Genomic DNA, 12,680 nt, shown 5'->3' with positions numbered 1-12,680 from the left:
TAGGCCTTTTTAAGTAGTCTTATAGTTAACGTTGATGTTTTATTATGATTATAGATGTTATTGGTGATATTCACGGCTATGCAGACAAGCTCATTGGACTGCTAAAACAACTGGGTTATGTACATAATGGTCAGCACTTTGTGCCGCCAGCCGGTCATCGTGCGCTATTTATTGGTGATGTAATTGACCGCGGCTCACAGCAGATAGCGACGTTAGAAATCGTTTTTGCCATGCTGGATGCTGATGTCGCTGATGCAGTAATGGGCAATCATGAATATAATGCACTTGCCTTTGCCACCTCTGATCCCGATGATACCAGCCAATATCTGCGCTCACATAACGAGATACATACCCGCCAGCATGAGACGTTTTTGGCAGAAGTGCCATTTGGTTCAGAGACACATCAATATTGGTTACAGCGCTTATATGAGATCCCATTGTGGCTGGAAATCGACTATGCTTGCTTTGTCCATGCTTGCTGGGATGTCGATAGTATGGCGGTACTACAGCCACTCTTAACAGAGAATAATTGCCTGACAGCCCATGGGCTGATCGCGACCTCTAGAGAAGGTACTGTAGCATTTGATGCGTTAGAGCGCGTCTTAAAGGGCGTCGAAACCCCATTGCCTAATGGGTTAGTAATGGTCGATAAAGAAGGCACCAAGCGCACACGCGTGCGAGTACGTTGGTGGCTCGATGCATTGAATACACGCAGCATTCACGAAGTGGCTCGCGCACCTTTATCTGCATTGGCACAAATCCCTAAAGATGCATTGGCTGAAAACATCGACTTTACGCTAAAAACCCACAAGCCTGTATTTGTCGGGCATTATTGGCTAACGGGCGAGCCTGAACCGCTCAGTCCACAAGTTATCTGTACCGATTATTCGGCAGCCGTCGATAGTGGCTATCTGACCTGTTATCAGCTCGATAGCGAGCAGCCATTACCTTTAAAAACCAGTCATTTTATCCAATATCGTCACGATCAAGATACCAACATACTCGGTTCTATTTAAGATATAGTCGGTGAAAAGTAATATCGATACAACAGGTACTACTGGTGCAAATTTTTCTTGCTTGCTGTGCCTACGCAGACAGAGGCTGCAAAAAATTTACACCAGCAATACTGTAGCGACTTTAAAGTATTTCAACTATATATGGTGATTTTTATGCTCGCTTTGACATTAAAGCGCAAACTTGGCTTTACGAATGCAGCAAAATTTTTGTATGATGGTCTTTTTGAGGATATCAAAGCATGAGCACCACATCAGCGACTGTTAACGCTATTGATCAGAACGGACCTATTACCTCGCCTGCTGGTCAACCAAAAGTTGGTATTATCATGGGCTCACAATCTGACTGGGCGACCATGAGCGCGGCGGCACAATTGCTTGCAGACTTTGATATCGCCTTTGAATGTGAAGTAGTATCAGCGCACCGTACGCCTGATAGATTGTTTGATTATGCCAAAAGTGCAAAAGGTAACGGCTTACAAGTGATTATCGCTGGTGCCGGTGGTGCCGCCCACCTACCTGGTATGTGCGCCAGTCAAACGCCGCTACCTGTTTTTGGTGTCCCCGTAAAATCTTCTATGCTGAGTGGTTGGGACAGCTTACTTTCTATCGTTCAGATGCCTAAAGGCGTGGCAGTTGGAACGTTAGCGATTGGATCCGCTGGTGCTTATAATGCTGCACTGCTTGCCATCCAAGTGTTGGCATTACATGATGAATCGATTGCGACTAAGCTTGGCCATCTGCGTCATACCCAAACTAATACCATTCTTGCCAGTCCAATACCCGGTATTATCAATCCTTAATACCCAGCTCAAGTGAATAGCATTCGATGGTTATATTTGCTATTTTAATCGCCTTATTTAAATATAAGCATGCTTCACTTGATATTTACTTTTAGATAGGTTTTACTAAATACAAGGTGCATACAATGCACCTTTTCCTATTTTAATTCGTTAGACTTTTATACCCTTAATGCCTTTATATTCGTATACCTTGAAGCACTTAACCCATTGTTTATCTAAATCAAAGAGCCTGCCATGACCATAGCGAACGCTTACCCTGTTACTCAAACCATCCGTACCATCGGAATTTTAGGCGGTGGTCAGCTCGGCATGATGCTGGCGCAAGCGGCGATGCCATTGGGCTATCAATGTGTGTTTTTAGAAGACAGCGCTGACTGTCCCGCCAGTTTATACGGACGCGTTTTTACCAGTGAGCAATTAGACGCTTTTATTGAAGCTGCTGATGTCTTTACTCTGGAGTTTGAGAATACCCCGACTGCGACTGTTGAGCAATTGGCAAACTTATCAAAATCTGGCAAAAAACAAGGGATGTTCCCGCCAACGATTGCGCTAGATATCGCGCAAGATCGTTTAAAAGAAAAGCAGATGTTTAATACGCTTGATATCGCAACGGTGCCTTTTATGCCCGTCAGTTCAGAGGCAGAGTTACAGCAAGCCTGTCATGAGCTTGGACTGCCTGTCGTGCTAAAAACCAGCCGAGGCGGTTATGATGGTAAAGGTCAATTTGTGATTAAAGCCGACAGCGATATCAAAGCAGCTTGGCAAGAGCTCAAGGATGCGGTTACAGGTAAAGGCTCACTGACACAAACGCCAGCACCATTAATTGCAGAAGGCTTTATTCACTTTAGCCGTGAGCTTTCTATCATCGCCGCACGAGGACAAAACGGTCAAGTACGCTGTTATGATTTGGTCGAAAACCATCATCATCAGGGTATCTTGGCCAAGACCCAAGCGCCAGCCATTGGTACCAGTCATTTATTCAAGCAAGCGACTGATGCCATTACCAAAGTCATGAATCATTTGGACTATGTTGGAGTGATGGCGCTTGAGCTATTTGTGACTAAAGATGCTCGTGGTAATGACACTTTACTGGCTAACGAGATAGCACCACGCGTTCATAATTCTGGACACTGGAGTATTGAGGGTGCTGTCACCAGCCAATTTGAAAATCATATTCGTGCCGTGGTCAATCTACCACTAGGCGATACTGATAATGTCCATCCAGCAATTATGATCAATATCTTAGGGCAATATCCTGATATTAGCGCGGTGCTCAATATTGATGGCGTCCATTATCACAGCTATCATAAAGCGGAGCGCAATGACCGAAAAATTGCCCATATTACCTTGATGCCAAACGATGTGGCAGACTTAGAGCCCGCACTAGCCAAGCTGGTCGCCATACTACCTAATAAAGTCGGTCTTGATAAGAAAGTAACACCCATCAACAATCCGACAACGGCAGAAGATAGCTTAACTACTGCTGAAGTAGAGACTAACGCTGAAAATAAAAAAAGCTCAGCAAATAATGACAATGAGCAGCAAATTGCTGAGCTAGCTAACCCAAAAGTAGAAAAGGCTAAGAAATAATGCAGATTTGGGTAGACGCAGATTCGGTACCATTAATTGCTAAAGACTTGATTATTAAAACCGCTGAGCGCACACAAACCATGGCTATATTTGTCGCTAATCAACCAATCAAACTGCGTAAGTCGCCGCTACTGGTGATGACTGTCGTGCCCTCTGGTTTTGATAAGGCCGATGATTATATCGTTGAGCAGATTCAGCCAGGTGATTTGGCGATTACCAGCGATATCCCTTTAGCAAATGATATTTTGGACAAAGGTGGCATGGTACTGACGACCCGCGGCGTGGTCTATGACAAAAACAATATCAAGCAAAAGCTCAATATGCGCGATTTTATGGATACCATGCGTGGCACTGGTGTGCTCGAGTTGCAAGAAATGAGCGGGCAAAAACCTTATGGCGATCGTGATAAAAAAGCCTTTGCTGATGGTTTAAACAAATTGGTACGCTAATTTTCAAATTCTTTATAGTGGTTGAAATACTTTAAAGTCGCTACCGTATTGCTGGTGTAAATTTTTTGCAGCCTCTGTCTGCGTAGGCACAGCAAGCAAGCAAGCAAGCAAGCAAGCAAAATTTGCACCAGTAGTAGGTGTTGTATCGATATTACTTTTCACCGACTATACTTCTCACCGACTATAGTGGTTAAAACAAAAAACGCGAGTAAGCCTAATGGGTTACTCGCGTTTTTCTAATAGACTTGTCAAATAAGTAGCGACTACGTTAAGTCCATTGGAGAGTGATTAAGCCAAACCACTAGAGAAAGGAATGACTTCCTCTAAGCCAATGGCGCCTGTTATGACCATGAGCAACCTATCAACACCAACTGCGATACCGCTACAAGGTATCAAGTCATCAGACGCCGCTAATAGATGCTCATCAATAGGCATTTGTGGCAAATTATGACGCTTGCGCAATTGATTGTCCTGCTCAAACCGTTCCCTTAATGCCTGTCCATCTGCTAGCTCATCATAAGCGTTGGCAATCTCAATTCCTTTGATATAGAGCTCAAAGCGTTTGGCGACCTTATTACCGTCTTTATCAACAGCGGTCTTTGCTAAAGCGGCAGTCGCAGGCGGATACTCAATAATCAACGTCGGCAAATCATGCCCTAAATTTGGCTCAACGGCATGGCTAAATAATAAATCCAGCCAGCTTTGACGACGGTCTTGTTCGCTATCGATTGCGCAGCTCTGTGCGCTATTAAAATCAAACCCCGTCAAACCTTTGTCTTCTCCTACTGCCTGTAATGCTGATAGACTGGCTGTCAGCGGATGAATACCGACAAAATCCATAAAAGCATCAACGTAGCGATAATGACTCATGATGATCGGATAACCATACAGCATCTCTAATAACTCACCCAGCTCAGCCGCCATATCATCCAGACTATAATTCGGCTGATACCATTCAAGCATCGTAAACTCGATATTATGGCGTGCCCCTATTTCATTATCTCGAAAAACGGGGCAAATCTGATACATAGGTACCTGCCAGCTGGCAAGCAAACGCTTCATGGCAAATTCAGGCGAGGTATGAAGATAATATGTATAAGGTTTGTCTTGATACGTGACCTGTGCAGAAACTGACTGCAAAAAAGTATCGGTATTGCCGGCTTGCGATAATAGCGGTGTCTGCACCTCAATCACTTGACGCGTGGCAAAAAACTGACGAATGACACTCACCAATTGCGCACGCTGCTGCGCCATCGCAAGGGTCATAGTTGGGGCATAGCTCGGTTTAGACAAAGGCTGATTGTTGGCTTTACTCATAGCGGATTACAGTGCCTCATAAGTCTTCAAGATAGATATTCAAACAGTCACACTGACTGGTTACGCTTGCCATTCACGGCGCAAATGGTAATCACGGCGTAGCTGATCAAAATCCGACCCTTTCACTTGACCACTCGTTATTTTATTTCTTAAAGCCGTATCGTCTTTTTTAATATCATAAAACTTTAGTAATCTGTCTGGATTTTCTTTTAGCTCAGACCATAGATAAGTATTGAGTGGTAGCAGCTGATGCATCGACAACACAGGCAGCACTGCCAATTTTTCACATAGGGCATCATAGATGATTTGCGTACCGCGTAGCTTACCCTCTAACGTATAGCCAGCGATATGCGGTGTGGCAATCGCAAGCTTGGATAGTAAACTCTCCGCTATCTGTGGCTCGTGCTCAAACACATCCAATACCACTTGGCGTTCGGTCGCATCGATATCGGCTTCGAGAGCAGCGGCGTCAATCACAGGTCCACGCGCACTATTAATCAGCATGGTATGCGGCGACATCCGTGCCAAAGTTTCTGCATTTATTAAATGACGGGTTGGATAGTCGCTGAAATTATTGCTGATGCTCATTGCCCCTTGCGTATCCGTATCTTTTTTATCCGTCAAAGGCACATGTAAACTTACGATGTCGCTTTGACATAATACTTGCTCAAGACTGGCATTATTGATATCGGACGTGGCTAACAATGGATCATAACCCAATACTTGCCAGCCCAAATCACTGGCATACTGAGCCAGCGTACTGCCAATATTACCAAGCCCAATGATGCCCAATGTTAATGGCGTCATAGATTGTGCCCAATACTGTGGACGCAATGTCAAAATAGCGCTCACTACATATTGCGCGACTGAATGTTTGCTACAGCCAGTGGCATTGGCAAAGGTAATATTGCGTTCTGCCAAATAATCTTGATCGACATGATCAGTACCAATGGTCGCAGAACCGACGAATTTGACACTATTATTATTAGCTAATAATGCTTGGTCTATTTGGGTGACTGAACGTATCAACAGCACATCAGGCTGCAAGTCCGCCAATAATTGCGCATTGATATCGCGTCCAGCAACGCGTATTACCTGCACCTGTTGCTCAGTATTTTGACCCAGCGCTATAGGATTAAAAAATTCATCAAGGCTTGCGATATTACTATCAGCCACAATAGTGAGATTTTTAATCGTATCTACCTTGTTTTTCATAGTATTCGTGACCGCCTGATTGATTGTGGATAATCTTATGTATTACTTTAGGCGCTTTAAGCAATTGCTTTACTATAAATGCGCTTATAAAGGTGTGTCTTGGCTTGGCTCATTCACTTTAATCAGGTTTTTACCTTGAGCCAACTCTTCTTGCTGAGCAAATAGCTCATTCTTATGCTGCGAGATCCATTCACGCCATACTGCCAGTCCGATTGCCAACACCACAGGACCGATGAATAAACCGACAAAACCAAAAGCAGTCAGGCCGCCTAACACCCCAATAAAGATGATAATGAAAGGAATTTTGGTCGCGCCACTAATGACGATAGGACGAATAAGGTTATCAACCCAGCTAATCACTAAGATGCCCCACAGTGCCAAGCCGATACCTTCAACCGTATGCCCTTGACTGAGCAGAAAAAGCGATATGCTGCCCCAAACGAATGGTGTACCAAACGGGATTAAAGCAATGATAAACGTCAATATCGTCATCAAAATAGGACTTGGTGCACTGGCAAAATAATAGCCGATACCCGCCAATAGCGCCTGCGCTAAGGCTGTCAGCCCAATACCGTAAACTACTGCACGCGTGGTGGTACCGACAGAATCAATATAACCATCGATACGATTGCCGATGATATTACGCAGCGCTTGGCGAATTTGGCGAACCAAGCTTGTGCCGTCACGATAAAAGAAAAACAACGTCATAAGCGCCATACCAAGTTTGGCAAGACTACTGAACACGACGTCAAAGGCAATTTTGCCGTAATACAGATGCGACTGTACCCAAAGACGAAAAGTCTCTAGCGTCCCTGCAGGGTTTTTATTGACTCTCCAAAGCACATCTTTGACCTGCTGCCCTATCACCGGCAAGTCTTTGACAGAGTCAGGCACGTCCAGATAGCCCGCTTTAATACGATAGACCAAATTACTGATCAGGCTTAACGCTTCTTGCTGTAAGATAAAAATACCGGCTACCAATGGCACGCCTATCATCAAAGTAATACTGACGGTCATAATCGTTGCACTAAAATTTGAGCTAAATCTGACCCTTTGATGAAAAAAGTTATAAATAGGAAAGGTCACATACGCCAAAATTGCTCCCCACAGTGCCGGCACAATAAAAAACCGTACCACTTGAAAACATAGCACAAAGAGCACGACCAATAAAGTAATTGCCAGCAAGCGCTGAATAATAAATTCTTTTGTCCAGTTTTCAATCATAGGGTACAAACCAAGGGTGACCAGCAGAAACCTAATACGGTTCTACTATAAAGTTTATAAATGGGTTGTCTAAATCACAGGTTATGTTTGTAATTTTCATCCATTAGCGAAGGTTTTGGGCAGTACAGATTTAGATAAAATATCTGCTTTTATAGGCTTAAGCAAGCTAATAGAAAAAACATATTATGCAACAAGATCACTCAAATAAATAAGGCTATGTTGTAACCTTTACTTACAACTTTCTTGATAGTAAATTTAATAGTGCCTGTATCGTCATTGATGTTGATTGCCAAAACCTATAGAGCAGAATTATCTTAACAAAAACATAGGGAATATGCGCTTTTTATGCACTTTTATATCTGCCATCTAGAGGGCTAAATCACTGGCTGGTTCTATTAGTAGCATCAATTGATGTTATACTAAAGGTATTCATTTACGCTTTCAAATGGCGCTCTGTTGGTTTGGCTTTATTTACTTTTATCAAGATAAGCCTCTAGCGTTTTTAAAACAACTTCGCGCCTGTTATCTTACTCTAGACGATATTTAGCATTATGTTTAGAGCAGTGCTGCATAAATCGAGATGGTAGATTTGCATGACATTCATGCCTATACATGTTTGATGCTCATGATACTGATGCACTATATTAAGCACCTTATTTTGAGTAAATAATTGAAAATACATATTTTGAGTGGATTTCGGAAACATATTTTAATTTGGTTTTATTTGAAACCAAGAGACATCTAACAAATTTAAACAACCTATTGATAGGAACAATAACAATGTCAAAAGACACCGCAAAAGACACTGACAACCCCAACCTTACATCTTCTAATAAGGGCCATCAAGCTTCAAAATCGCAAGATAGCGTTACGTTTGCCCTAGCCCAATCACACTTCTTAGTTGGCGATATCAAAGCCAATGCTGAAAAAATGCGCACCCTAGCACTGCAAGCACGTGAGCAAGGTGCTGATGTCATTATTTTTCCAGAGCTGGCCTTATTGGGCTATCCGCCGCAAGATTTGTTGCTACGTCCTAGTCTTTCAGGACGTATCAAAAGCGCGCTATCTACTCTAAGCGACATCGATGATATCGTAATGATTGTTGGCTATCCGCATGTTGATCATCATGGCACCTTTAACTCAGCCGCTATCTTGCATAACGGTCATCAAAAAGGCTTTTATCACAAGCAAATCTTGCCAAACTACGGCGTCTTTGACGAGCGCCGTTACTTTGATAAAGGACGCAATCAAGTCTTATTTGATTATAAAGGCATCACCATTGGTTTGCTTATCTGTGAAGATTTATGGGGAAAAGGTCCTATTGCTGAGCTCAAAAAGCAAGGCGCTGATCTTATTGTGAGCTTAAACGCTTCACCATTTGAGATTGAAAAACAAGATGCCCGCAAAACCATGCTGACCAAGCGTAGCCGTGAAAACAACTTACCTATTGTTTATCTCAATGCCGTTGGTGGTCAAGATGATTTGGTATTTGACGGCGGCTCTATGGCCATTCAAGCAGACGGCAGCGTCGCACATGAAGCCTCACGCTTTATGAATCAGTTACTGCTGGCAAGCTTTGATGTAAAAACAGCAAAATTTGATATACAAGCAAAAGCACCTTTGTCATTAAGCCGTGAATCAGAGATGTACCAAGCATTGGTCGTCGGCTTGCGTGATTATGTCAATCTTTCAGGGTTTACTGGCATCATCGTTGGCTTATCAGGCGGCATTGATTCAGCATTGACACTATGTATCGCTGTTGACGCATTGGGCGCTGATAAAGTTTATGCGGTCATGATGCCTTATGAATATACCTCACAAATCAGCTTAGAGGACGCCCAAGCCCAAGCACGCCGTCTCAATGTTTCTTATACGGTTTGTCCTATTTTTGATGCGGTCGAAGGTATCCGTCATACCCTTGCGCCACTATTCAACAAGTCGCCAGCCGATACCACCGAAGAAAACATTCAAGCACGTGCACGCGGTGTCGTACTAATGGCATTGTCTAATAAATTTGGGCATTTGGTCATCACCACAGGGAATAAATCAGAATTGGCAGTTGGCTACTCAACCTTATACGGTGATATGGCTGGCGGCTTTGACGTCTTAAAAGACGTGTATAAGTCACAAGTTTATAAACTGGCCAGCTATCGCAACCGTTTAGAAGATACACCGGTTATCCCTGAACGCGTCATTACTCGTCCGCCATCCGCTGAGCTACGTCCCGATCAAAAAGACCAAGACAGTTTGCCTGATTATGATGTTCTAGACGGTATCTTAATGTCATATATTGATGAAGATATGGGCTATCAAGATATTGTAGATAAGGGCTTTGATGCTGATTTGGTCGCTAAGGTGATCCAAATGGTCGATAATAGTGAGTACAAGCGCTCACAGGCACCAATTGGCACTAAGATTAGCCATAAAGCCTTTGGTCGTGAGCGCCGTTATCCACTCGTTAATAAATGGTCAATAAAAAGCTAAGCCTTGATACCTAAGCCTTGATACTAAATTCATCAACAACCTTTTAGATCACTCTTTTAAAGGTTTGATAAATTTAAGTTTTTATCCAATATCATAAAACTGTTTTATAATTAGCTGGGTGCTTGCCCAGCTTTTTTAGTTTTTGTGCATAAATAAATGCTAATGATACAATTCCTTTTACCTTAAAACCTTCCAACTATTATTTTCAATCTATCTACCTTACCTATTTTTATCCGAGTATGTCATGAGCTTGCTAACCGCTGGTGTGTTTATTTTTATATTAATTGCGCTAAGCGCTATCGTTTCCAGTTCGGAGTTGGCGCTCGCCTCCGCCCGTAAAATCAAGTTACAAGTCATGGCCAAGGAAGGCGAAGTACGGGCGCTGGATGTGCTCAACATGCAAGAGCAACCCGGCAGCTTTATTACCGTGGTACAAGTGGCACTCAATGCGGTCGCCATCTTAGCAGGGGTCATTGGTGAATCCGCTGTCAGTCCTTATTTACAACGTCTATTTGGTAATGAGACGGCAGCGTCCGTGGTGTCATTTATATTGGTCACCAGTATGTTTGTGTTGTTTGCAGACTTGATGCCCAAGCGTTTGGCAATGTCCAACGCTGAACCTATCGCGGTCAAAATGGTGCGACCGATGATTTTCTTTATTTTTATCTTTAAGCCTATTATTTGGGTATTTGATGGGGCGGCAAACTTACTGTTTAAACTCATAGGTGTGTCAACTGTACGCCAAGATGAAATGACCTCAGAGGATATTTATGCGGTGATGGATGCTGGTGCGGAAGCTGGCGTCATTAAGCATCAAGAGCATCATCTCATCGAAAATATCTTTGAGATGCAAGAGCGTACCGTGACTTCAGTCATGAATCCACGTGAGCATATTGTTTATTTTGATACCAAAGCCAGCACCGAACAAGTGGTTGCTGTGATGATTAAGCAGCCGCATAATAAATTCTTGGTCTGTAACGACGATGATTTAGAGCATATCATCGGTTATGTAGAATCACGCAGCTTTTTAGCCTCAGTACTTGAACAACAAGAAGTTTGTTTAACCGACAAAGCGTTGCTAAAACCGGCCTTGTTTATTCCCGATACCTTATCGTTGTTCGAAGTACTGGAAACGTTTAAATCAACGGGTGCAGATTTTGCCGTCATTGTGAATGAGTATGCATTGGTCGTTGGTGTTATCACGCTCAAAGATGTGATGAGCATCGTGATGGGCGAGCTGGTCACCTTAGAAGAGCAACCGATTGTCCAGCGCACCGACAACTCTTGGTTAATTGATGGCATGACGCCCATTGAAGATGTCATTCGCTCATTGGGCATGGTCAATTTACCGCATAGCCAAAATTACGAAACCATCAGCGGTTTTATGATGTATATGCTGCGTAAAATCCCTAAAAAGACAGACTGTGTCGAATATGCCAATTATCGTTTTGAGATTATTGCGACCGATAACCTCAAAATTACTCAACTACTGGTGACAAAATTTGAAGATGTCATTTAATTCACTTAATACACGATGTAATTTATGGGTACTGTCAGTATTGGCTTCATGACAATTTTTATTCCCAAGCTTACTCACTATAGTTGAAATACTTTAAAGTCGCTACCGTATTGCTGGTGTAAATTTTTTGCAGCCTCTGTCTGCGTAGGCACAGCAAGCAAGAAAAATTTGCACCAGTAGTACGTATTGTATTGTATTGTATTGTATTGTATTGTATTGTATCGATATTACTTTTCACCGACTATAAATCAAGCACGCGCACCAAATATCGCAGTACCAACACGCACCATGGTCGAGCCATTAGCAATCGCATCGGTCATATCATCACTCATACCCATGCTCAGCGTATCCCATTGACTTAGCTCTGGATGGGTACGCTTAATGTCGTCAAATAATTGTTTGGTTCGCTTAAAAGCATTGGTGTTTGCTTTAGCAGGAATAATCATCAACCCGCGCAATTGCAAACGCTTATAATTTTTAATGTCTATTATTAATTCTGGAAGCTGCTCTGGCAGACAGCCCGACTTAGTGTCTTCATTATCGATATTAATCTGAATCAGGACATTTAGCGGCAGCATCCCATCTGGACGTTGGTTGTTAAGACGCTTGGCAATAATGTCACGCTCAAGCGTTTGCACCCAATCAAAATGCTCGGCAATATCGCGTGTTTTGTTACGCTGAATACTACCAATATAGTGCCAAACAATATGTTCGCATTCTACTTGCTCATGTAGCAACTGTATTTTTTCAATCGCTTCTTGTAGATAGTTTTCGCCAAAATCATACTGTCCTTGACGCGCCAATGTCGCCACCATCTCAGCAGATTTGGTTTTGGACACCGCAAGCAAAGTCACACTACTCGGCGCCCGCAACGCTTGTTCGCATGCTTGTGCTACTTGTGCCTTTACCTGCTGCCAGTTCTCAGTCAGATTTTGAACCCCTACTTCATTATTGGTAAGGTTGGTTGCGACATGCTTGTGTGCTTGCTGAGAAGACATATTCATAAAAACTCTTATTGATGTAATGAGTTAGAAATAAAAGAGAGGTGATTATAGCGATGCGTTAT

At 42.9% G+C, this 12,680-nt stretch carries 10 protein-coding genes; 6 read left to right on the top strand and 4 right to left on the bottom strand.

Annotation, left to right across the window (positions count from 1 at the left end):
- The first annotated feature begins 44 nt into the window (after window positions 1–44).
- The 4 genes from PSYC_RS01440 (at window position 45) to PSYC_RS01420 (ending at window position 3,855) form a co-directional block, all read left to right on the top strand.
- The gene (locus tag PSYC_RS01440; RefSeq protein WP_011279585.1) at window positions 45–1,016 is read left to right on the top strand and encodes a metallophosphoesterase; all 972 of its coding nucleotides are present in this window, start codon (window positions 45–47) and stop codon (window positions 1,014–1,016) included.
- Window positions 1,017–1,255: 239 nt separating this feature from the next.
- A complete protein-coding gene (purE, locus tag PSYC_RS01430) occupies window positions 1,256–1,816 on the top strand; it encodes a 5-(carboxyamino)imidazole ribonucleotide mutase (RefSeq protein WP_011279584.1) in 561 nt (186 codons plus the stop codon).
- Between the two features lie 234 nt (window positions 1,817–2,050).
- On the top strand, window positions 2,051–3,406 hold the full coding sequence (locus tag PSYC_RS01425) for a 5-(carboxyamino)imidazole ribonucleotide synthase (protein WP_011279583.1): 1,356 nt from the start codon (window positions 2,051–2,053) through the stop codon (window positions 3,404–3,406).
- Window positions 3,406–3,855, top strand: coding sequence for a YaiI/YqxD family protein (locus tag PSYC_RS01420; protein WP_011279582.1), 450 nt, complete (start codon window positions 3,406–3,408; stop codon window positions 3,853–3,855). Before PSYC_RS01425 ends, PSYC_RS01420 begins: the two co-directional genes overlap by 1 nt.
- A gap of 288 nt (window positions 3,856–4,143) precedes the next feature.
- On the opposite strand, the gene epmA is transcribed toward PSYC_RS01420, so the two are convergent.
- The 3 genes from epmA to PSYC_RS01405 all read right to left on the bottom strand — a co-directional run bounded on the left by epmA (window position 4,144) and on the right by PSYC_RS01405 (window position 7,611).
- Window positions 4,144–5,172, bottom strand: coding sequence for an EF-P lysine aminoacylase EpmA (gene epmA, locus PSYC_RS01415; protein ID WP_011279581.1), 1,029 nt, complete (start codon window positions 5,170–5,172; stop codon window positions 4,144–4,146).
- Window positions 5,173–5,232: 60 nt separating this feature from the next.
- Window positions 5,233–6,366, bottom strand: a complete 1,134-nt coding sequence (locus tag PSYC_RS01410) for a 4-phosphoerythronate dehydrogenase (protein ID WP_041757862.1) — start codon at window positions 6,364–6,366, stop codon at window positions 5,233–5,235.
- Between the two features lie 105 nt (window positions 6,367–6,471).
- Complete coding sequence (locus PSYC_RS01405; protein ID WP_011279579.1) at window positions 6,472–7,611, bottom strand: AI-2E family transporter; 1,140 nt, start codon at window positions 7,609–7,611, stop codon at window positions 6,472–6,474.
- 780 nt (window positions 7,612–8,391) lie between these two features.
- On the opposite strand from PSYC_RS01405, the gene PSYC_RS01400 reads away from it, so the two are divergent.
- Together PSYC_RS01400 and PSYC_RS01395 are read left to right on the top strand one after the other, a co-directional pair.
- Window positions 8,392–10,095: an NAD+ synthase gene (locus tag PSYC_RS01400; protein WP_011279578.1), complete on the top strand. Its 1,704-nt coding sequence runs from the start codon at window positions 8,392–8,394 to the stop codon at window positions 10,093–10,095.
- A gap of 244 nt (window positions 10,096–10,339) precedes the next feature.
- Entirely contained in the window at window positions 10,340–11,614 is a 1,275-nt protein-coding gene (locus PSYC_RS01395) for a hemolysin family protein (RefSeq protein ID WP_011279577.1), read from the top strand.
- A 248-nt stretch (window positions 11,615–11,862) separates the two neighbouring features.
- On the opposite strand, the gene PSYC_RS01390 is transcribed toward PSYC_RS01395, so the two are convergent.
- Window positions 11,863–12,618 (bottom strand): YggS family pyridoxal phosphate-dependent enzyme, encoded by a 756-nt coding sequence (locus PSYC_RS01390; RefSeq protein WP_011279576.1) that lies wholly within the window; start codon window positions 12,616–12,618, stop codon window positions 11,863–11,865.
- Between the last annotated feature and the right edge of the window lie 62 nt (window positions 12,619–12,680).

The sequence above is a fragment of the Psychrobacter arcticus 273-4 genome (genome assembly GCF_000012305.1).
GTDB classification, from domain to species: Bacteria; Pseudomonadota; Gammaproteobacteria; order Pseudomonadales; family Moraxellaceae; genus Psychrobacter; species Psychrobacter arcticus.
This window is presented reverse-complemented; position numbering and strand designations above follow the sequence as displayed.